Genomic DNA, 21893 nt, shown 5'->3' with positions numbered 1-21893 from the left:
TCAGCTACGGTGATTTCAGTGTTGAAAATGTGTGCTTTGAGGTTAAGGAAGGTGAGATTCTAACTTTACTGGGCCCAAATGGCAGCGGGAAGACCACGATTTTAAAGAATCTCTATGGGCTGTTAAAGCCAGAGAAAAAGTGCGTCTTCATAGACGGCAGAGATTTTCACTCTTTATCATTAAAAGAGAGGGCCAGGTTGGCCGGCTACGTTCCCCAATCCCATTATCCCCCTTTTCCGTACACGGTTCTGGACGTCGTCGTTATGGGGTTAGCATCCCGGCTCGGTGTTTTCGAGAGTCCAAGAGAGGAACACTATGAGAAAGCTCTCAAAAAGCTCAGGCTTTTGGGAATGGAGCACTTTAAGGATAGACCCTACACACGGCTGAGCGGAGGACAACTGCAACTGGTTTTAATAGCAAGAGCTCTCGTGCAGGAACCAAAAGTCCTTCTTCTTGACGAGCCTACCGCTCATTTGGACTTCAAAAATCAGGTGAAGATTCTTGGGATTGTTAAAAAACTTGCGAGGGAAGAAAGGATTACGGCAATTCTGACACTCCATGATCCAAATCTGGCCTCAATTTATTCAGATAGGATAGCTCTGGTCAAGGAAGGAAGGATCAGGGCCGTTGGAGAGCCAAACGAGATTTTGAGAGAGGAGATACTTGAAGAGGTTTACGGTGTCCCAATTCACATCCTGGAGTTCAATGGCTTCAGAATCATTATGCCAAAAACGGAGGTAGTCTAATGCAGGATTTACTCATCACTTCGGCAGAAATAGCCCTCAGCTTTTTAAAACGTTCCGTTCCCGGGTTACTTATTGGGATATTCATAGCCGAGCTTTTAATCGAGAAAGGGATCATCAACAGGCTTTCCCCTCTGGGAAAACCCTTTGTCAGGATTTCAAATCTTCCGGAGGAATGTGCATTAACTTTTGCAACAGCCTTCTTAAATACGAGAGCCGCTAATGCCATGCTTGTGGATTTTTATAGGGAGGGCAAAATTGGGAGGAGGGAGCTCTACATTGCCTCGCTCATGAACGCATTTCCCGCAATGGTCAGGCACTGGAACTCAATGATTCCGGTCCTCTTAGCTACGCTCGGAGGGCTTGGTTTGTTTTATTTCGGAATCCTGGTTCTTATTGGGTTTATTCAGACAACAGTTTTTGCATTCGCCGGGAAGCTCCTGATTAAGAGGCCAGAACAAATAAAAGGTGTTAAAAAACCAGCCAAAAATTCCCGGGAGCCATTTAAAAAAGTTTTAAGAAAGGCCTTAGCAAAAACCAGGAAGCACTCAATTCCGATTTTAAAGACCATGATACTGGCAACTTACATAACCGCTCTACTCATAGCTGCGGGCTTTTTTGAGTATTTAACCTCTCTCGTAAAAGATTTCGCAGCTTTCCTTCCGCTCTCACCCGAAGAAATTAGTGTGGCCTTAAGTGCGATGGGGAGCAGTATAGCGGCTTACACCCTCGGTGCAAACCTCTTAAAAGCCGGATTGATAAGTGAGAAAGCTCTAATAAGGTCTCTCCTTCTCGGGTCAGTTCTCGCAAACATAACCTTTCTGAGGGTGCTGATTCCCTATTATATCGGTCTATATGGAGCTAAAGATGGGACGAAGATTATGCTCATCTCGATGACGACGCGGAGCACTATCATATTATGCCTTGTATTTCTAATGGGGGTGGTTTTATGATATACCGGGGTTCCCATAATTTCACGGGCTGTGAATCCCTTACGGAGAGGAATATCCTTGTGGGCATTTCAAAGAGGGTCATCCTCAAGAAGCCAAACCTTAAACAGGGGGGATTGAGATGATATGCTTCATACTTGGCTACGGTGCAAGACCTCTGCCTGTGCTGAAAAAAATACTGGAAGAGGAAAAAATCGATGGAATCGTTTTAACGGATCAGAACTGTGAGAAAGAGCTCGAAAAAGTTGAAAAAGCCAAAGCAATCTTCATTTATGCCTACGAACTTCCCGAGGTTGTGGAGGAGAAAATTAAGGGGAGCAGAGCTAAAGTCATCGCATGTGCGGGCATGGAAAGCCTAACCAATTTCCCTGAAGATGTCCTTATCAAAGCTAAATCATACTACGTCCTCGGTGGTGAGGAGAATCTAAGAAACTTAGCTAAGTTTTTAGCAAACCTGGCGGGTGAAGAGAGGGAATATGAAGAGCCGAAGGAAGTTCCAATGCAGGGCATATACCACCCGAATTTTGGGGTTTTTGAGAGCCTGGAGGAATATCTGGAAGTTTATGAGAGGAGACCCCTCATTGGAGTTCTGTTCTGGAGGAGCGCCTGGCTCTACAAAGAATTCAAGCCAATTGAAGAGCTCATCAAAGCCCTTGAAGGTGAGGGGTTTGGAGTAATCCCTGTTTTCACCTACGGAAAAGACTCAACGACGGGGCTTGGGAAGGAGAAGAGCGAGGCCCTTGAGGAGTTCTTCATGAAGGATGGAAAACCAGTTATTGAGGCACTGGTAAGTTTAATTTCCTTCGGCACCGTTGATTTGAAGAATCTGGAAAAACTCAACATTCCGGTTTTTGCTCCAATTCGCTCCTACTATAAAGGCCTCAGAGAGTGGAAGGAAGGAGAAGGCGTTGATTATATGACACAGGTCTATGGAGTGATAATCCCTGAGATTGCTGGGGCAATTGAGCCCATATTCATAGCGGGAACCAGAAATATTGAGGGCTACAAGGCCGGAGAACCATACGAGGAACACATGAGGTACCTCGCGAAGAGGGTGGGGAGATGGATCGAGCTGAGGAAGAAGCCCAGAGATGATGTTAAAATAGCGATAATTTTTATAAATCCGCCCTGTAAGGGGCTTGAGGCCAGCATAGGCGTTGGGCTTGGCTTAGATGTTCCGGAGAGCATAGTTAGACTTCTGCACAGGTTAAAAGAAGAGGGCTACCATGTCGGTGAAGAGCTTCCAGAGAATGGGGAAGAGCTGATAAGAATGATTCTGGAGAGAAAGGCAGTAAGTGAGTTCAGATGGACGAGTGTCGAGGAAATCGTCAAAAATGGTGGTGCAGTTGACTTCGTAAGTCTGGAGGACTATCTGGAGTGGTTCAATGAACTTCCCGGGGACCTGAGAGAAAAAATAGTCGAAGGTTGGGGAAGACCTGGGGACGTCCTGGCGGGGAAAGTCAGCAAAGAGCTCGTCGGCATGGTTTATGATGGAAAGTTTGTCGTCCCGGGAATAAGGTTTGGAAACATTTTCATTACGCCACAGCCAAAATTCGGCTGCGCCGGGGCGAGGTGTGATGGAAAAGTGTGCAGGATCCTCCATGATCCAACAATAGTTCCACCGCACCAGTGGTGGGCCGTTTACAGGTGGATAACGCGGGTATTTGGGGCCGACGTGGTCATACACTTCGGGACTCACGGCTATTTAGAGTTCAGGCCCGGAAAAAGCGTTGGGCTTTCCCCTTCGTGCGTTCCCGAAGCTTCCTTAGATGACGTTCCGCACCTCTACGTTTATGCGGTTTCAAACCCCATGGAGGGAGTTATAGCCAAGCGGAGAGGTTATGCGACGCTGATAGACCACATTTATCCCCAAATGGGGATGGCTGAGGTTCTTGATGACTTAGATTCTCTCCTAACCCAGTATGCAAAGGCAAAGAACCTGGGAGATGATGCAAGGAGGAGGAAAATTTATGAGCAGATTCTGGAGAAAGCAAAGGAGAACAGGATAAGAGTAGCAAACCCTGAAAATGAAGAGCGGACGATAGAGGAAATCCACCGCTACGCTGATTTAATGAGAGGCTCTCAGATAAATCTCGGTCTTCACATCTTTGGACATCCACCAAAAGAGCCCGAGAGGTTAGCGGAATACATTGCCACAGCGATGGCCTATGATTCCCACGCTTCCCCTTCGATTAAGCGTGTCATTGCCGAGGCAATAGGCTTGGACTACGATGAGATAAGAAAGAACCCCTTGGAGGCTGCAAATGGATTCGCGAACAGGGAACTGCTGGAGATTTTCCACAGGATGGCCGTGAAAAGCCTAACCCGTCTGCTCAAAGGGGAGGGCTTTGGTGTTATTAAGGAAGAAATTGAAAAGTCTGGATTCAAAGTTAAGGAGGGAGAAAAGCTTGAGAAAACCTTTAGAAAAGCCCTTGAGGTTGCTCAAAAAGTTGTTGAGTGTGAAAGGGAGCATGACGGATTCTTAAAAGGTGTGGAAGGGGGATACGTAGAGCCCGGCCCATCCGGTGCCATAACGAGGGGAAAGTTTGAGATTTTGCCGACCGGGAGAAACTTCTATGCCGTTGACCCGAGAACTCTGCCAACAAAGGCCGCCTGGCAAATTGGGGTTGAAACCGCCGAAAAACTTCTGGATGAATATAAGAAGAAGCACGGAAAATACCCCGAAAGCGTTGGACAGGTCCTCTGGAGTATAGATGGATATAAGGCAGATGGCGAACAGATAGCCCAGATACTATATTTGCTTGGAGTTAAGCCAATCTGGAAAGGGGACGTGGTTGCAGGGCTTGAAGTAATTCCCCTGGAAGAGCTCGGAAGACCGAGGATCGACGTCCTCGTGAGAATAAGCGGAATTGTTAGGGATACACTGCCAAACTACATATATCTAATTGACGAGGCGGTGGAAAAGGTTGTTACCCTGGATGAGCCGTTAGAAATGAATTACGTTAGAAAGCACTACATTGAGCACATTAAAAAGCTAATTGAGCTCGGAAAAGGCTTTGAAGAGGCTCAAAAGTTTGCGAGGTTTAGAGTCTTCTCCGCTCCACCTGGAGCTTATGGAGCCGGTGTAAACCTGGCGGTTGAGTCCTCGGGGTGGAGAAATGATGAAGATCTGGCAAAGGTCTGGGTTCAGTGGAGCGGCTACGCCTATGGAAGGGATGCATTTGGTGTCGACGCCAGGGACTCGCTGGTTTTGAACTTAAGGGAGGTTGACGTCATCAACAGGAACCACATAAGCGATGAACACGACCCAACGAACTGCTGCTGCTATTTCGCACATCACGGTGGATTTAAAACAGCGGTGGAGGCTTTAACGGGCAGGAACGTCGAGGTGGTTCAGACCGACACGAGGGATGTGAGCGACGCAAAGATAGTCGACATGAAGGACGAGCTTGAGCGCGTTGTGAGGGCAAAGCTGCTCAACGACAGATGGATTGAAGAGATGAAGAAGCACGGCTACAGGGGGGCGAACGAGTTTTCAAAGAAGATTCTTCACCTCTACGGCTGGGAGGCAACGACGAAGCTCGTTGAAGACTGGGTTTTTGATGAAATAGCGCAAAAGTACGTCCTTGATGAAGAGATGAGGAGATGGTTCGAAGAGCACAATCCCTACGCCATCGAAGAAATTGCAAGGCGTCTAATAGAGGCCTATGAGCGCGGCCTATGGGAGACGGGCGATGAGCTGATTGAAAGGCTCATGGAGGCTTACTCTGAAATTGAGGGGCTCTTAGAGGAAAACCTCGGAGAGGGGGAAGTCCAGGGGGGAACTATCGAGATTTACACGGCTGAGGATGACGAACACTGGAGTGAAAAGGTTGAGGAGGTGGATAAAATATGGAAGCTCGTGAAAAACGCTTAATCTTCCCATTTTCGGCAATAGTTGGACAGGAGAAAGCTAAATTAGCTCTGCTCTGTGTGGCGGTCAATCCACTGATCGGTGGTGTCCTGCTCAAGGGAGATAAAGGAACCGGGAAATCAACTCTCGTTAGAGCTCTGGCCAACGTTTTGCCCGAGATTGAGGTCGTGGCCGACTGTCCCTTCAACTGCAATCCCATGAATCCCCTGGAGATGTGCGACAGCTGCTATGAACGCTATGAAAGAGGTGAGAGCCTGCCGGTGGTAAGGAGAAGGATGCGCGTTGTGGACCTGCCCTTAAGTGTTACCATAGATAGACTGGTTGGAACAGTTGATGTGGAGCGCTTCCTGAAAGAGGGTAAAAGGGCATTACAGCCCGGAATCCTTGCTGAGGCGAACAGAAACATACTCTACATAGACGAAGTGAACCTGCTCGATGACTACATAGCCGACTCACTCTTGGATGCCGCGGCAATGGGATGGAATACCATAGAGAGGGAAGGCATTTCCTTCAGGCATCCAGCCCGCTTCATCCTCGTTGGGAGCATGAACCCCGAGGAAGGTGAGCTCAGGCCTCAAATCCTCGATAGATTTGGCTTATGTGTTGAGGTTTCGGCGCCGATGAACCCCAAGGACAGAATGGAGATAGTCAAGCGCGTTGAGGAGTTCCATGAAGATCCAATAGGCTTCTACAGGAAGTTTGAGGGCGAGGAGAAAAAGCTCACGGAGAGCATCGTTAAGGCAAGGGAGCTCCTCCCGAAGGTTGAGATAAGCGACGACCTGCTTAAGCTTTTGGCCGAGACAGTGATTAATCTGGGCATAAAGACCAGCAGGGCTGAAATCACCACAATAAAAACGGCCAAAGCAATAGCAGCTTTAAACGGAAGGCGGAGGGTTTCCCTTGAGGACTTGGAGAAGGCCATGGAATTAGCTTTGCCACACCGTCTGAGGGACAAACCATTTCAAAAGCCACCCCAGATGAAGCCTCCAAGGCCCAAAGATGATAAGCATGAGCATAAGCACGACCACAGGCATGAGCAGGGGAAGGAAGAAAAAAGCGGAAGCGCTCGAAGTCAGGGGGCTGGAAATCTGGAGCAGAATTTTCGTTCAAGGGAAGTTAAAATTCCAAGAATAGATGGCAGGAACTTTGATGGAGGCGAATTCACAGGCTACCGCTCCTCAAGGGATGTAAGCGTTACTGTGGTGAACTTTCCGAAAGGCGTTCCAGTTTCGTATCTTCCACCAACCAACGGCAAAATTAAGGATGTGGATTTTTACAACTCCCTGGTATGGGCAGTTTTGAATGGAAAAAAGCCCCCTATAAGACTTGATCTAAAGGATGTGCGCGTTAGGGTTAGAAAGGCAAAGGCTCCCACGCTCTGGGTTCTCCTCCTGGACTCAAGCGGAAGCATGGCCGTCAAGAGGAGAATAAGCATTGCAAAGGGGATAGCGGAAAAGCTGGTTGAAAACGGCTACATCAAGAAGTCAAAGATGGCCCTAATAGTTGCCAAAGGCAAACAGGCGGAAGTTTTTGTTCCGCCAACCAGGAACTACTGGGAGGTGCTTGAGAAGATAGAAAGCGTCCCGACCGGAGGGAGAACACCTTTAAGCTCCGCCCTCTACAATCTTTTGCTTCTGGCCGGCAGGGAGAGGATGAAGGATAAATCCCTGAAGGTCAGGGCTTTTCTGATAACAGATGGAAAGGCGAACGTTCCCCTCTCTGGAAAGAGAATTAAGGATGAAATAATCGAGCTGGCGAGGGTCCTGAAGAGGAAAGGAATAGAGCTTAACATCTACGATACGAGGGGAGGCGGGATAAATCCGGGGGTTTCATATGTCCCGTTGTTGAAAGAAGTTGCAAACGCCAAAGTTTACAGGGCGTGAGAGCTTGGACTTTCTGAGGCTCTACATGATTTCAATAGCCTCAATCACCTTTGGCTACATTTTAGCTGAAATCTTAAGTGAGACAAACCTGATAAGGCTCATCGGTGCCAAGACGGCAAAGATAGCAAAGTTCGGCATCCATCCCGCCTTAACTCCAGTTCCTGCCCTATATCTGGTCAGCCCAAGAGTTGCCCACGCAAATGCCTCTGCCTTGTTGAAAGAAGGGTTAATTGAGCCAATTGACCTTTACATAGCCATTCTTGCTTCAAATCTCTCGTTGAGAGTTATGTATATTTATCGCTATTATTTACCTGTGCTTCTACCTCTCTTGGGGATTGTAACGCTTTATTTCATCGGCCTGAGGATTCTCTTTGATTTTCTTCTTGTTTTTGTGGTTTTGACGATTGGACGCAGACGGTATAAAGGGATGAAATCAGGGGAAGGAAATAACAAAATCAAACTTGACTTTTCGAGAAGGGCCATCAAAAAAGGGATTGCGGGCGGAGTAAAGGCCTCACTGAAGTTTGTTTTGAGATTTACCCCTCTTTTCCTTCTTGTTGTCTTTATGCTTAAGTCCGGAGCATCGGAAAGGCTGACTCTACTACTGTCCCCAATCCTTGGAACTCTCGGCCTGGATTCCTTGGAGGTGACCTATATTACAACCGCTGTGTTCAGCCCGAGGGCCGCTTATGGAATAGCCAAAGTGATGCTGGGTTATAACTACCCGATGCAAAAGGTCTTGGGCTGTATGTTCCTTGGGAATGGGCTGTTCGTCCTTCTCAATGAAAGCTGGGTCAGGATTCTGCCGTTTTATTCTGGACTCTATCCGAGGGAAGTGACTTTAAGGTTACTTCTTCTCCAGGCGGGGCTTCCCTCCACTTACAACATCCTTTTGGGGATTTTGTTGCTTAAGCTCTAAAATTCTGGACCTACTGGTAGTTTTCTTTTGTGTTCGGTTTTCTTTATTAGATTCTCAACGTATTCGATTTTTTCGATTGGAATGTTTAATTCTTCGGCAATTTTCTCTTTGGGCATTTTCAAGTCAACTAATCTGTAAAGGATTTCGTCCAAGAGTTTGTAACTTATGCCGAGCTCATCCTCATCCGTCTGCCCTATCCAGAGCCCAGCAGTGGGCTTCTTCTTAATGATCTTCTCCGGAACACCCAATCTTTTAGCAATCTCCCAGACTTCAGTCTTGTAGAGGTTTATGAGTGGGGCATAATCGCTCGCACCATCACCCCACTTAGTATAATAGCCCGCCAAAAGCTCGCTCTTATTGCTTGTTCCCAAGACGAGGAGGTTGTACTGGTTCGCGTGGGCGTAGAGGAGAATCATTCTTGTTCTCACCATTATGTTGCCCCTGGTAATCTTGTTCGGCCCGAAGTCGAGACTTTTTTCAAAAGCATCAACGATTGGCTTGATGTTTATGATTCTATAGTTGATCCCGAGGGTTTCACAAACTAATTTCGCATCTTCCACATCCTTATTCTCATAATACGGCATTATCAATCCGAGGACTTTCTCCTTTCCCAAAGCTTTCACTGCAAGAAAAGTCGTTGTTGCACTATCAACACCACCACTAACACCAACCACAACACCCTCTACCTTGGCTTCATCAACCTTCTCCCAAATAAAAGAAACCAGCTTTGTAATTACCTCCTCATAGTCAAGTTGTCTCATTGCAATCACCTCCTCAAATGATACAAACAACAGGGAGATTTAAACATTTTAGGTACTCACTTAGATCTGTCCTACAGATAACACAGGCTTTCACATTGATTTTAATATAGCCTGGTCTCATTACACCCAACCAATACCTAACGGTTATATTTAGGACTTTTCCCCCACAATTTGATGGAGTGACAATGACCGAAAAATTTATAAATAACCTAAAGGAACCATAAACCGGAAGTACCTGTTGTAACTAAAAGCCCTCCTTCGAGGAAATAAAAAACATAAGGAGGTGGTGAGAGATGGCCCAGCTCGCAGGACAGCCGGTCGTTATTCTGCCTGAAGGAACCCAGAGGTACGTTGGTAGGGACGCCCAGAGGCTCAACATTCTTGCCGCCAGGATCATAGCCGAGACGGTTAGAACAACGCTCGGCCCGAAGGGAATGGATAAAATGCTCGTCGACAGCCTCGGTGACATCGTCATCACCAACGACGGTGCAACGATACTCGATGAGATGGACATCCAGCACCCTGCTGCTAAGATGATGGTTGAGGTTGCCAAGACCCAGGACAAGGAGGCCGGTGATGGTACCACCACTGCCGTTGTCATTGCTGGCGAGCTCCTCAGGAAGGCCGAGGAGTTGCTCGACCAGAACATCCACCCGAGCATAGTCATCAAGGGTTACGCTCTCGCTGCTGAGAAGGCCCAGGAGATACTCGACGAGATAGCCAAGGACGTGGACGTTGAGGACGTTGAGACCCTCAAGAAGGCCGCTGTTACAGCCATCACCGGAAAGGCAGCGGAGGAGGAGCGCGAATACCTCGCGGGGATAGCCGTTGAGGCAGTCAGACAGGTCGCAGAGAAAATTGATGGAAAGTACAAGGTGGACCTCGACAACATAAAGTTCGAGAAGAAGGAAGGAGGAAGCGTCAAGGACACCAGGCTCATCAGAGGTGTCGTCATCGACAAGGAAGTCGTTCACCCCGGCATGCCGAAGAGGGTTGAGGGAGCGAAGATAGCCCTCATCAACGAGGCCCTTGAGGTCAAGGAGACTGAAACAGATGCCGAGATCAGGATCACCAGCCCGGAGCAGCTCCAGGCCTTCCTTGAGCAGGAGGAGAAGATGCTCCGCGAGATGGTCGAGAAGATCAAGGAGGTTGGAGCGAACGTCGTCTTCGTCCAGAAGGGCATCGATGACCTCGCCCAGCACTACCTCGCCAAGTACGGCATCCTCGCTGTGAGGAGGGTTAAGAAGAGCGACATGGAGAAGCTCGCCAAGGCGACTGGAGCTAAGATCGTCACCAACGTGCGCGACCTCACCAGCGAGGACCTCGGTGAGGCTGAGCTCGTTGAGCAGAGGAAGGTCGCTGGAGAGAACATGATCTTCGTTGAGGGCTGCAGGAACCCGAAGGCTGTCACCATACTAATCCGCGGTGGCACCGAGCACGTCGTCGACGAAGTCGAGAGAGCTCTGGAAGATGCAGTCAAGGTGAGCAAAGACATAATTGAGGACGGCAAGATACTCGCCGCCGGCGGTGCCCCGGAGATCGAGCTGGCAATAAGGCTCGACGAGTATGCAAAGGAGGTCGGCGGCAAGGAGGCTCTGGCAATAGAGAACTTCGCGGAGGCCCTCAAGATAATCCCGAGGACTCTCGCCGAGAACGCAGGCCTCGACCCGATCGAGACCCTCGTGAAGGTCATAGCAGCACACAAGGAGAAGGGATCGACAGTGGGTGTTGACGTCTTCGAGGGTGAGCCGGCCGACATGATGGAGCGCGGCGTCATCGCTCCGGTCAGGGTCACCAAGCAGGCCATCAAGAGCGCCAGCGAGGCCGCAATAATGATCCTCAGAATCGACGACGTCATCGCTGCCAGCAAGCTTGAAAAGGACAAGGAAGGCGGCAAGGGCGGAAGCGAGGACTTCGGAAGCGACCTTGACTGAAGGCCTTTAACTTCTTCTTTCCTTTCGCGACCAAAAACATTTTTAGTCAAGGGGGACTCCCCCTGCATGTCTTTGGTTGAAGTAACTCTCTCTGAATGGCCTTCTGGGGCCTCCTGGGCGTGGCCTTCCTCCTCAGGTTCGCGGGGCTTGAGGGGTGAGCTTCTATATGTCGAACACTAAGGACATTTATTGGTGAAAGAGATGGAAGGAATCGATGCATCTACGAGGACGGCGTATTTAAGCCCCTCAAAAAGCCCATCTCGTGATAATGAGAGGGTAGTGCTGGTCGTCAAGGAGAAAGTAGTAACCGGGAAGTTCCTTAGAAAGCTTGAAGAATTGAGTGAGAGCCTGCCGAAATTCAAAAATCCCTCAAAGCTCCTTGAGGAGGACAGGAGATGATAGTTATAGATGCCGTACTAATTTTTTGTGAGTCGAGTCACAAAAATTGTCTCTGAACGCTCAAAAGTTGTCATTATTGGTTGTTGGTATTCTTTTGTTCACTCTTTTACTCTGGCTTCTTTTGTTTCATTCTCGTCGTTTTGTTATCGTTGGAAATTGAAAATCCTACGAAAAAAAACAGAACTAATTCAAACTCATAATTGGAAAAGCTTTTAAGGTGTTTACTATGGAAGGCTGGGCTAAGAAGGTTGGTGCGGTGTTGTTGCTCGCCATGCTGTTGAGTCTTCAGTTTGGGACTGTTCAGGAGACGAAGGCTTTGACTGACAACTCCAGCGTAACCTTCCGCAGGGCTGTGGTTGCCTGGTATGATGAGAGAGGCCGGCTTCAGATGAACGTCACTTGGGTGAATAAGACCATAGACTTCGCGAACTTGACTAACTCCTCCTGTGCCTGTCATAACTCAAGTTCCTGCACTTCCAACTTGACTGCAAACTTTAACGTTTCCGTGGTCACGCTCTACAACATGACGAAAAAGCACGAGCAGTTGTTGTTCTTTGGGATAACCCTTTACAACGAGACTTTCAACTACACCATGTACGCCCTCGTTTATCGCGCCGAGAGGAGCCAGTACAACTTCACGTTAGTTACAAAGATTCTTACAGATAAACTCCATGGGGGTTACTGGATATATCTCACCACAATGAACATTGCTCCGAATGATGAAAACAAGGTCGTTCCTGTTGGTGACACTATTGTCACTAAGGACAACCTCACGCTTTCAGAGTATTACTGGACTCTGAATAAGGTTCTCATGAAGCTTCGCAGGGGTGATGAGACGAACTGGGTCTGGGGCAGGAGTGCCTACGAGCTGAGACACTTGTCACACTTGGTGAGGCTCAGGTTGCACAAGTATGACCGATATGAGACGATTGGGGTAACCGTTAGTATGGACTCATTGACTGCGTGTGAATTCCCTCTGAATCCTCTTATCTCTATAAAGTTCATATGTACCCAACCAAAAGCTCCGTCATGGGTTATAGTGGGAGCCTGCTGTGGCGTATTATATGGAATAGTCATTACATGCACCGCAGCTTGTTTAACAGGAACTGGATGCTTGGCTTGTATCGCGGCTGGAGCATTTGGGTCATGGGGAGCACTTGCAGGATGCTATGGATATTGTCCATCAATGCAAGTATGCATCTATACACTAGGGTTTATCAAGGTTAAATGTGGAACATTATGGTGAGGGAATGAACATGGTTTGGCTGGAGTACGGTGCATACACGGCGATAATTGGTGGGTTTATCTACCTTTTTCTACTTTTCGCATTCAGGGACTCCTTCTCAGGACGGAACAGGATTTCATGGGCACTCCAGCTGGAGATGGCCTTCTTCATGGTGCTCATAGGTTTCCTTGTCTGGGGACTCCGCAACGATAGTATTCCATTCTACGTTCTGGGAGCGGCTGGGTGGATATGGCTGGCTGTTGTTATTGCCACAGTAATATTACTGTTATTTAGGAATAGCAATGGATAACTGAACTTTTGATTAAAGTCCTGTGTTTGATCTTTCAATCTCTCCCTCCAGCCTCTTCAGCTTCCCCTTGAAGCGCCTCACCTGCTCGTTCGCGATGTCCACGATCCTCTCGATGTACTCCTCGCCCACCCATAATTCGCCGTCCTCTCCGAGCGGAACGTCCATCCTCTCCGTCGAGCGAATCTCAACGAGGAGCTTCCTGTGGCTCACGCTCTTTATGTTAGAGTACTTGAAGCCGAGGCCGATGGCGAGGTTGAGGAGCCTTACGGCATCATCCATGGTCCTAGCTCCGATGTGGAGTATCGGACTCCTGACCAGGAACCACAGCTGGCCGGATCGGTGCCTCCCAATCGCCTCCATTACCTCCTCAACGGTAACCTCCCTGTGCCACTTGCCGAGCCAGACCGAGTTGAGTTTATCGCCGAATTGGGGCATCTCCATGACCGAAATCCTGCCAGAGCAGGAGCTCGTTGTGAAGTAGTTCTCCAGCGAGTTGATTTCCTCCAAGAGAGGAATTATATCACCATCTACCTTGTTTTCAGCCAGAGCTCTCCTCAGGCCTTCCATCGCTCTGGCCTTCTGCTCGTCGAAGTTTTTAGTGTAGAGGAACATTCCCAACACCTGCCCGCCCATTTTGACCGGGTATACCTCCGGAACATGTTTCGGGGGTATCCATTAAGGATTGTGGGGTGTGCCCCCATAGATCGACTGCGTTCTGCCCCTGTCCTTTTTCCCGACTTTTTCGACATCTTTTGGAACGTCTATTGACTCTTTCGTCTCCGAAATCCCAAGAATTCCCTCACGTTGTCTATGGACATACTTGCTGGCGGTTCGGTTAGTTCTTTTGCATCAGCAATCGTCTCCCTCTCCCTCACGAACTCTATCAGTCTTTTATAAGTGGGGTGGGCGCTCAGCGTCGAGGAATCTCCTATAAGAATCAGCTTTCTCTTTGCCCTCGTGAGTGAGACGTTTAAGCGCCTCAAATCCTTCAGGAACCCCAGCTCGCCCCTCTCGTTGGAGCGGACGAAGGAGAGGACTATTACCTCCTTCTCTCTGCCCTGGTAGCCGTCAACGGTTTTAATCTCCACTTCAGCTTCCTCGGGCAGGAGAGAGCTTATCAGGTCGCACTGGTCGTCGTAAGGGGTAACCACACCAACCCACTCCGGCTTAACGCCGAGTTCTAAAAGCCTCTCGACGGCCTCCTTTACGAGTCTCGCCTCAAGAATATTTTCACGGCTCTCGCTTCCACGCCTCTGCCTCTCGAAGCGGTTCTCAAGCTTGGAGGTGTTCATGAAAACCAGCACGTTCTCGGGCTTCAGAACCTCCCCCCAGGGGCTGTTTTCCGGGCTTTTAATCCCCAAGTCGGTGAGGGTCATGTTCCTCACGCTCCCGTGGGCCTCTATCCTGCCACCGTAGAACTCCCTGCTCGGAAATTTCATGAGCCTCTCGTTCATCCTGTACTGGACGGTGAGCATCTCGCTCTTTACTGGATAGCGCTCGATCAGGCCTTCGAAGAGCGTCTTACTCAGCTCCTTCGCCTTCTCGCTGAGTATCGTCGGTGGTAACTGCCTGTGGTCTCCGGCCAAAACGAACCGCCTCGCCCGGTTTATGGGTATGAGGACGCTCGGTATCGTCGCCTGAGTGGCCTCGTCTATTATCGCGACGTCGTAGGAGCCGTAGTCGACGACCTCAAGGCCGGCAGAAGAGTTCGTCGTCAAGACAACGTCCGTCTCTCTGATTACCTCCCTCGCTATCCTCTCCTCAAGTTTTCTGGCATCGTCGAACGTTTTTTGAACCTGCAGGTTGATTTTAATCCACTCCGCCATCTCGCGGATTAAGCGAGCGGGAACACCCCTCGTCCCGATGCCCTTTGAGGCCAGCCTGAGTATCTCCCTGTCGCTCAGCCCGCGCCTGTACTTCGGTGATGGTTTGGTGAACGTGTCGCGCTTTTCAGCGAGGTTCTGGCCGATAACCCTCAGCTCCCTCAGCTCACCGTAGAGCTCGTGCCTGGTTAAGAGGTAAGCCAGGGTCGTCTCATGAAGACCTTTAGCGACCCTGCTCGGGTGGCCGACGCGGACAACTTTAACCCCTGAGCCAACGAGCCTCTCTACGAGGTTGTCCACTGCCACGTTGCTCTCGGCGGTCGCCAGAACCTTGTTGCCCCTCTCCACTTCCTGTTTTATGAGCTCAGCCAGGGTTCTCGTCTTGCCGGTTCCGAAAGGGCCGTGAATCAGGAAGAAGTCCGGGCTTCCGAGGGCTCTCGCTATTGCCATCCTCTGGCTCGCGTTCAGGCTCTTGTCGAAGGGGGTAAAATCGACGGGCTCACTCCCCTCCGGCTCCCTTAAGCCCAGGTAGAGCTCCAGCGCCTTCCTTCCGCTCTCCTTCAGATTGTTCAGGTTCTCAAGCCAGCGCTTGAAGGTTATGTCGTTGGCGTAGAGGTCCAGCCTAACACCCTTCAGGGCCCACTCCGGGACGGTTTCAATGGCGACCGTTATGAACCGCTTCCCCTTCTCGACGACTGTTCCAACCAGGTCGCTCTTGAGAGGGTCTCTTCTGCTGATTACTACCAAATCGCCGACGCTTATCTCCGTTTTTATCTCCCGGTCTCGGCCGTATTTCACCAGAAAGTAACCCAGCTCCTCCCCAACGACCTTACCGTTGAGATTCAGAATCGCTCTCCCGACTTTCTCCCTCTCCCTGCCAGAGAGCCTTTTCATCTCCAAGCGCATGGCCTCTATCTCGGCCCTACGCTCCATCTCGATGAGGACCTTGAGGTGAGAGATGAACTTCTTCAGTTTTTCATCCATTTTTCCTCCCGATGAGCGAAGAGAAGAGCCGTTTAAAAGGTTGAGGGTGGTCAGCCCATGCGAGTTTCCTCACCGCTCGGACGAAACTTCCCTCATCATCCCACTGGTGAGTAGAAAAGAGGGGTTAAAAACCCGTTGGTTCTCCTACTCACGAGCGAAAACTTTATATACTATCCAGCGAAGTTAATTGGGAAGCGACATGAAGAATGTTCTAATTCCGATTCTTATATTCGTCCTGCTTTCTCCCTACGCTTCCGCCCACTCCCCAAGGATTACTGGAATAATTCACTATCGAGGTGGTTTTCTGGTTCTGACTCATTACCCCAACAATACCACTCAACTCTGGTTCTTCGAGCCCGGAAAGGGTCTCAAACTCTTAAACGCCACTTTTCCAAACTTGGCTTTTATTCACTTCACAGGGGACAAAGTTCTCATGTATCAAAACTTATCAGATATATACTCCGCGCCGGACGTTCAACTGTACACTTATGACGGCAAATTCCATCATTTGGGTGATTTTAACGGAGTAACCGATTGTGGTGATAAACTCTACATCTACTGGAACGGGGAGTTCTATCTTTTGTTCCAGCCGTGGGATGCCTGTCAGATGACGAGTTACGACTGGTATGCAATAGTGAACGGCTCAGTCTTTAAGTTGCCTGGCGATGACAGAGGTTGGTCTACTGTTCGCATTCATTCAAAACGCTACGTGGATAACCTCCAGGTCGTTCCGCACGGCTACATGGTTGGCTACACGGACTTTTACACAGAGCTGACAACCCTCCGTCTTGTAACCCTCTCTTCCACAGGAATCCGGATTAAGAACATCACGTTTGGAAACCTCTATGCAGACTGGGCCGGGGCCTGCTTCAACGGCACCCATTTTGCAACCATACTGGGCAATTGGATGGAGGTGCCCGTCAATAATGAGTCTGTGTTGAGGTTCTATTTAGCTATCATCAATACCCGGGGCGATTACAAGATAATTCCTCTGGATTCAATTCCATCCAACGATAACGTTTCCCTTGAACTCCTTGGGAGCTACGATGGAAAGTGGGTCGTGAAAAAGTACCGGTTCAGGTATCTGCCAAATTCCCCTAGAGGTTACAAGAAGACTAAGACCTTAGGTTATTTCATCGTTTCTCCGAAAGGCGTCGTTGAAGTGGGTAACGAGACCAAGATTACCGCCATCTGCAGGAGGGATTATCCCCAGCTACTTTTCGAGGGAAAGCACGTTGTTAAATCACCGTTGAAGCTGAAGGGGAGGAGCGTTTCAATCAACGGCACTCTGTTAATCTATGATGGAAAGACTTTCAAACTCCCCTTCAACGCCACCATTGGCGATTGCGGCAACGGCTGCCTGCTCTCGAACGGAAGGGAGCTCGCTTATTTTGACGGAAGTGGCGTTGAACCCGTCAAATTTCCATTGAATCATGCCATGACTCGCTGGTTGACCCTGTTCGGAATAACCTTAACTCTGCTCATCATTGGATGGTTAGCTAAGGTAAGAAGATAACGGCAAGAGAAGAGTTAAAGAGCTAAGCCCCTCCGTCCGCTGAGAGCACCGACAGAATGTCCCTGTGGAAGGAATGTATCGCCCTAATGTGCTTCTCATCTATCTTTCCGCAGCAGAAAACCCTTTCGTAGAACCTCTCGAGCTCGTTGAGAAGTCCCTCGAGTTGTCTCTTTACTCCGTCACTGTGCCCGTTGCTCAGGAGCTTGCCCCTCAGAAACGGCATGACCTCCGACGGCCGGCCGAGGGCCGCCCAGAAAAGGCCTTCCTTCAGAATTTCACCCAACAGCTCCTCAAAATCAAATCCCAGCTCAGCGGAGGGTTTGACCCTCCCCCCTTATCCTGTCTGAAACAACCGCTTCCATGGAAACCACCGGTACACCTGTGCATTGATGCCTATTTTAGTCTTTTGGATAATTAGTCGTCATTGCGTCAGAAATTGATAAGGAAAAGGGTGGTTTTTAGAGAACTGACAGTCGATGCCCCGAATCTTCACACAATAACAAGCAGGAGCATGACAACGGCTATTGGCGCGAGGTATGAGAGCGCCCTCGTGATCTTTATTCCGATCACTGTGCTCAAACGTATCTATCTGTAAGGATTATGTTTGTAAAAGACACTGATATCTACATCTCAGTTTGATATTTCTCTGTTTCCCAGCATAGATTCGGAATCTGGGGAAACCCTTAAAAACCCTTGACAGGTTCACGTTAAAAAGGACGCGGAGGCGCGAGAATAATGGAAGAATTTAAACACAAACTTGTTAATACCATTAGGGGTTACACCTTCGACGATGTTCTTCTGATACCGCAGGAGACCGAGGTTGAGCCCAAGGACGTTGACGTCTCGACGAAGATAACCCCAAACGTCCAGCTGAACATCCCGATTCTCAGCGCGGCGATGGACACGGTAACCGAGTGGGAGATGGCTGTCGCTATGGCCAGGGAGGGCGGCCTGGGGGTTATCCACAGGAACATGAGCGTTGCGGAGCAGGCCGAGATGGTCAGAAAGGTCAAGCGCGCGGAGCGCTTCATAGTGGAGGACGTCATAACGATCGGTCCCGACGAGACCCTCGACTACGCCCTCTTCCTCATGGAGAGAAACGACATCGACGGCCTTCCGGTCATCGATGAGAACGGCAGAATAATCGGCATCGTTACCAAGAAGGACATAGCGGCGAAGGAGGGCAACCTCGTCAGGGAGGTTATGACGGGAGAAGTCATAACCGTCGGCGAGGACGTCTCGGTCGAGGAAGCCCTTGATGTGATGGTGGCCAGCCGGATAGCCCGCCTCCCGGTCGTCGATGGGAACGGCCGCCTCGTGGGAATAATCACAATGAGCGACCTCATAATGAGGAAGAAGTACAGGAACGCGATCAGGGATGATAACGGCGATCTGCTTGTGGCCGCTGCGGTGGGGCCCTTTGACCTTGAGAGGGCAAGGGCACTTGATAAAATCGGCGCGGATATATTAGTCATAGATACCGCCCACGCCCACAACCTCAAGGCCATAAATGCCATGAAGGAGATAAGGAAGGCCGTTGATGCCGACCTCATCGTGGGAAACATCGCAAACCCGAAGGCTGTCGATGATTTAACCTTCGCGGATGCGGTAAAAGTTGGCATCGGGCCGGGTAGCATATGCACCACGAGAGTTGTCGCTGGTGTCGGCGTTCCCCAGGTTACGGCAATAGCCCTAGTGGCGGACAGAGCTCAGGAATACGACCTTCACGTCATAGCCGACGGCGGAATCCGCTACTCCGGTGACATAGTCAAGGCTATAGCTGCTGGCGCTGACGCGGTAATGCTCGGCTCGCTTTTGGCCGGAACGAAGGAAGCACTGGGCAAGGAGGTCGTCATAAACGGCAGGAGGTACAAGCAGTACCGGGGTATGGGTTCGCTCGGGGCGATGATGAAGGGTGGAGCGGAGCGTTATTACCAGAAGGGCCATATGAAGACGAAAAAGTTCGTGCCCGAGGGTGTAGAGGGTGTCGTTCCCTACAAGGGAAGCGTTGGTGAGGTTCTCTACCAGCTCGTCGGCGGCCTTCGCTCCGGAATGGGCTACGTCGGAGCTAAGAACATCGAAGAGCTCAAGGAGAAGGGTGAGTTCGTGATAATCACGAACGCTGGCGTCAGGGAGAGCCACCCGCACGATATACTCATAACGAACGAGGCTCCCAACTATCCGGTAGGAAAGTGATTTTTAGATTTTGGGGCTGAGCAACACGCAGGTATCCTTTGTTTTTTCTACAATTGCTTGATGTCCTGGAATTTATTTCCAGTTTAGGAAATTTTATATATGAACTGATGTTTATATTAATCTGGATGCAACAATAACGGAGGGGATGGAAGGTGAGGCCCTTCAGGGGGATGGCCTTAGCGCTGGCCGTTCTTATCATCCTCGGAACCTCCCCTGGAGTGTTCTCGGTGAGTGAAAATTCGACCCAAAACAAGTGCGAGATTGAAGTTGAAGTCAACCCCAACCTTGAACTGTTCGCCGTCCTTTATATTCTCGCCTTCAACGGGAGCGACTATTTCATAACGGCACCAAAAGGCTACATCAGCGACGTTCTGACCTACTTCGCACCTTACCGGGACGACCCGGCCGTTAAATACATCCGCGAGGTCTTCAACAGCTCCCTGCCAATCTATGTTAGGGACAATGAAGTCATGGAATTCAGTGGCAGACTGGCCCTGCTGGGTTACCTGCCGAACGAGACAAACCTCGGTGAACTGGAACTGCTGGCGAATTTTGCCCGGAAAAGTGATTTCATGGCCTTCTACAACGCCCACAGGAGTGAGTATGGGGAAATAACCCGCCCTCTGGTTGAATACTTGGAACGTGCCCCCGGGGAATACAAAAGGCTCTTTGGCCACACCTACAAATCCTTCAGGGTTGAGGCCGCGTATTCGCTTCGCATACATCCTCACGTCGTCTTTGAGAACGACACGGTGTACTACGTTGGAGGACTGTACTACAGGAACAACGTCACGATGCTTTTGTATGTCGTGACAATACTCCACGAGTTTACCCATCCGTTTGTCAAAGACTTTCTCGACCGGAACGTCAGGATCTTTGAGAACATGAGCTATTACCTCCAGGAGGTGCGGAACGAACTCCCGACTACCACGACCTACGATCCGGGTCATTACGGTTCCTTTTATACTTACCTTAACGAGCTCTTCACCGAGAGCATCGCGGAGTACATTGCCCTGAAGTGTGGGGTACCATGGGATTACGTTCTTTTTAAAGCTAGGGTAATGTCGGCTATGTTCCTGCCCTTCTGGAACCTGTTGGATGAGTACAGAAAGGCTGAGGAACTCAACGAGACCCTCTACCAGTATGCACCGACTCTAGCCCGGCATATGGCCAGGTGGGCAACTCCCGGGAACGTGAGCGTCTTTTACAGGAAGGTTGCTCCCGTTGTGGAGCCCAACGTACTGGACAGGGCAAGTTACCTGGGAAAGCTTGTCATTGTTTACGGGACGCAGAACCCCGATGAGAGCGGAAACGAGTACGACAGGGAGACGGCTTACTCCCTCGCCGACCGCCTCAGGGAAACCTACATGAAGCTCTACGGTCAGGCCCCTTCAATCGTGGTCAAGGCGGACGGGAATTTGACCGATGAGGATTTGAGGGGCAACCTTATACTCATCGGCGGTCCCGTTGCCAACGCCATAACCACCCGGCTTAACGAAAACCTACCCGTGCGCTTCGCCTTCAACGGCTCTTGGATCCTGAGGAGGAACTCGAACGCGGCGGAGAACTTCACTGCCTTTCGGGTAACCGAAAATAACGTAAGCGTAATCCCACTCAACTCGCCGGTTCCTCTGGGGGTCTTTGGGGTTATTGAGACGATCCGGAATCCCTGGAACTCAAAAGAATACGTACTCATTATTGCAGGCCTCGACCGCTACGGAACTAGGGAGATGAGCAAATGGATACAATGGCAAAGCTATGTGATTAGAGGGGAAACCTATTGGGAAGTTGGGTTCTATTCGATGGATTGAGCTGGCAGTTTCTCCCGAGAAGCAGAAAACCGTTTAAGCTTTCTCTCTTCCCTGTTTCTTCTGTTTGAAGAGCTGTATAAAGACCTCTTCGAGAGTTACCTGGGAAGTTTGTAGGTCTATGACTGCATATTTGGATAGATGGTTAAGTATCTCTTTGAGGTCTTCATTTTTGAAGTACAGCTTAACGTACGTGAACTTCCCATCGCTTTGAACATCAATTTTTTGAGCTATCCCCTCAAAGTCTCTGGGGTTGATTTTTCCTTTAATCTTGGCGATGGTTTTCCTCTCCGCTTTGAGAGCCCCAACTTTCTCGATGAGCTCTTTGGGAGTTCCTTCAGCTATTTTTCTCTTGTTAAACAGCATAACCCTATCGCACAGGATTTCAGCCTCCTTGAGGTTGTGGGTCGTCAAGAGTATTGTTGTCCCTATCTCCTCTGAAAGTTCCATGATAGCGTTCCAGACTTCCCTTCTTGTAAAAACATCCAAGTAAACTGTTGGCTCATCCAGAATTAAAACTTCAGGCTGAATTATTATGGGCAACGCCAGGTAAATCTTCTGCCTCATA

16 protein-coding genes and 1 pseudogene are annotated in these 21893 nt (G+C 49.6%); 12 read left to right on the top strand and 5 right to left on the bottom strand.

Translation table 11 applies throughout. The features are described from left to right. The 5 genes from MVK60_RS02155 to MVK60_RS02135 form a co-directional block, all read left to right on the top strand. A partial coding sequence (locus MVK60_RS02155) for an ABC transporter ATP-binding protein (protein ID WP_297435990.1) occupies positions 1–746 on the top strand: 746 nt, incomplete at its 5' end. Further along, on the top strand, positions 746–1696 hold the full coding sequence (locus MVK60_RS02150; RefSeq protein WP_297435988.1) for a hypothetical protein: 951 nt from the start codon (positions 746–748) through the stop codon (positions 1694–1696). The genes MVK60_RS02155 and MVK60_RS02150, both read left to right, overlap by 1 nt. A 118-nt stretch (positions 1697–1814) precedes the next feature. Then, positions 1815–5570 carry a cobaltochelatase subunit CobN gene (locus MVK60_RS02145; RefSeq protein WP_297435986.1) on the top strand — a complete coding sequence of 1252 codons (3756 nt, stop codon included), beginning with the start codon at positions 1815–1817 and terminating at the stop codon, positions 5568–5570. Further along, complete coding sequence (locus tag MVK60_RS02140; protein ID WP_297435984.1) at positions 5546–7450, top strand: VWA domain-containing protein; 1905 nt, start codon at positions 5546–5548, stop codon at positions 7448–7450. The genes MVK60_RS02145 and MVK60_RS02140 overlap by 25 nt, the downstream gene beginning before the upstream one ends. 4 nt (positions 7451–7454) lie before the next feature. Next, complete coding sequence (locus MVK60_RS02135; RefSeq protein ID WP_297435982.1) at positions 7455–8369, top strand: hypothetical protein; 915 nt, start codon at positions 7455–7457, stop codon at positions 8367–8369. Here the strand turns inward: MVK60_RS02135 and MVK60_RS02130 are convergent. Continuing rightward, the gene (locus tag MVK60_RS02130; RefSeq protein ID WP_297435996.1) at positions 8366–9130 is read right to left on the bottom strand and encodes an NAD+ synthase; all 765 of its coding nucleotides are present in this window, start codon (positions 9128–9130) and stop codon (positions 8366–8368) included. The genes MVK60_RS02135 and MVK60_RS02130 overlap by 4 nt on opposite strands. Before the next feature lie 293 nt (positions 9131–9423). On the opposite strand from MVK60_RS02130, the gene thsB reads away from it, so the two are divergent. The 4 genes from thsB (at position 9424) to MVK60_RS02110 (ending at position 12998) form a co-directional block, all read left to right on the top strand. Next, positions 9424–11064, top strand: coding sequence for a thermosome subunit beta (thsB, locus tag MVK60_RS02125; RefSeq protein WP_297435980.1), 1641 nt, complete (start codon positions 9424–9426; stop codon positions 11062–11064). Positions 11065–11228: 164 nt separating this feature from the next. Further along, on the top strand, positions 11229–11330 hold the full coding sequence (locus MVK60_RS11205) for an antitoxin family protein (protein WP_367270812.1): 102 nt from the start codon (positions 11229–11231) through the stop codon (positions 11328–11330). 359 nt (positions 11331–11689) lie between these two features. Continuing rightward, the gene (locus MVK60_RS02115) at positions 11690–12709 is read left to right on the top strand and encodes a hypothetical protein (protein WP_297435978.1); all 1020 of its coding nucleotides are present in this window, start codon (positions 11690–11692) and stop codon (positions 12707–12709) included. A gap of 4 nt (positions 12710–12713) precedes the next feature. Next, complete coding sequence (locus MVK60_RS02110; RefSeq protein WP_297435977.1) at positions 12714–12998, top strand: hypothetical protein; 285 nt, start codon at positions 12714–12716, stop codon at positions 12996–12998. A gap of 12 nt (positions 12999–13010) precedes the next feature. On the opposite strand, the gene MVK60_RS02105 is transcribed toward MVK60_RS02110, so the two are convergent. After that, positions 13011–13610 (bottom strand): hypothetical protein, encoded by a 600-nt coding sequence (locus MVK60_RS02105; RefSeq protein WP_297435975.1) that lies wholly within the window; start codon positions 13608–13610, stop codon positions 13011–13013. A gap of 149 nt (positions 13611–13759) precedes the next feature. Beyond that, positions 13760–15805 carry an IGHMBP2 family helicase gene (locus MVK60_RS02100; protein WP_297435973.1) on the bottom strand — a complete coding sequence of 682 codons (2046 nt, stop codon included), beginning with the start codon at positions 15803–15805 and terminating at the stop codon, positions 13760–13762. A 187-nt stretch (positions 15806–15992) separates the two neighbouring features. Here MVK60_RS02100 and MVK60_RS02095 point away from each other — a divergent pair, with 187 nt between their 5' ends. Then, entirely contained in the window at positions 15993–17321 is a 1329-nt protein-coding gene (locus MVK60_RS02095) for a hypothetical protein (protein WP_297435971.1), read from the top strand. A 22-nt stretch (positions 17322–17343) separates the two neighbouring features. On the opposite strand, the gene MVK60_RS02090 is transcribed toward MVK60_RS02095, so the two are convergent. Next, positions 17344–17604 carry a hypothetical protein gene (locus MVK60_RS02090; RefSeq protein WP_367270811.1) on the bottom strand — a complete coding sequence of 87 codons (261 nt, stop codon included), beginning with the start codon at positions 17602–17604 and terminating at the stop codon, positions 17344–17346. 452 nt (positions 17605–18056) lie between these two features. Here MVK60_RS02090 and guaB point away from each other — a divergent pair, with 452 nt between their 5' ends. Both guaB and MVK60_RS02080 read left to right on the top strand, forming a co-directional pair. Beyond that, a complete protein-coding gene (gene guaB / locus MVK60_RS02085) occupies positions 18057–19517 on the top strand; it encodes an IMP dehydrogenase (RefSeq protein WP_297435969.1) in 1461 nt (486 codons plus the stop codon). A 152-nt stretch (positions 19518–19669) separates the two neighbouring features. Continuing rightward, positions 19670–21328 carry a DUF4932 domain-containing protein gene (locus MVK60_RS02080; protein ID WP_297435967.1) on the top strand — a complete coding sequence of 553 codons (1659 nt, stop codon included), beginning with the start codon at positions 19670–19672 and terminating at the stop codon, positions 21326–21328. A gap of 33 nt (positions 21329–21361) precedes the next feature. Here the strand turns inward: MVK60_RS02080 and MVK60_RS02075 are convergent. Next, positions 21362–21893 (bottom strand): annotated as a pseudogene (locus MVK60_RS02075) (ABC transporter ATP-binding protein); the annotation flags it as partial.

The organism is Thermococcus sp., from assembly GCF_026988555.1.
In the GTDB taxonomy this organism is placed as follows: Archaea; Methanobacteriota_B; Thermococci; order Thermococcales; family Thermococcaceae; genus Thermococcus.
This window is presented reverse-complemented; position numbering and strand designations above follow the sequence as displayed.

Coding starts and splice junctions, on each gene's coding strand:
- guaB (WP_297435969.1), top strand. CDS start 18,057: ATGGAAGAATTTAAACACAAACTTGTTAATACCATTAGGGGTTACACC.
- MVK60_RS02130 (WP_297435996.1), bottom strand. CDS start 9,130: ATGAGACAACTTGACTATGAGGAGGTAATTACAAAGCTGGTTTCTTTT.
- MVK60_RS02140 (WP_297435984.1), top strand. CDS start 5,546: ATGGAAGCTCGTGAAAAACGCTTAATCTTCCCATTTTCGGCAATAGTT.
- MVK60_RS02150 (WP_297435988.1), top strand. CDS start 746: ATGCAGGATTTACTCATCACTTCGGCAGAAATAGCCCTCAGCTTTTTA.
- MVK60_RS02110 (WP_297435977.1), top strand. CDS start 12,714: ATGAACATGGTTTGGCTGGAGTACGGTGCATACACGGCGATAATTGGT.
- MVK60_RS02100 (WP_297435973.1), bottom strand. CDS start 15,805: ATGGATGAAAAACTGAAGAAGTTCATCTCTCACCTCAAGGTCCTCATC.
- MVK60_RS02105 (WP_297435975.1), bottom strand. CDS start 13,610: ATGTTCCTCTACACTAAAAACTTCGACGAGCAGAAGGCCAGAGCGATG.
- MVK60_RS02145 (WP_297435986.1), top strand. CDS start 1,815: ATGATATGCTTCATACTTGGCTACGGTGCAAGACCTCTGCCTGTGCTG.
- thsB (WP_297435980.1), top strand. CDS start 9,424: ATGGCCCAGCTCGCAGGACAGCCGGTCGTTATTCTGCCTGAAGGAACC.
- MVK60_RS02115 (WP_297435978.1), top strand. CDS start 11,690: ATGGAAGGCTGGGCTAAGAAGGTTGGTGCGGTGTTGTTGCTCGCCATG.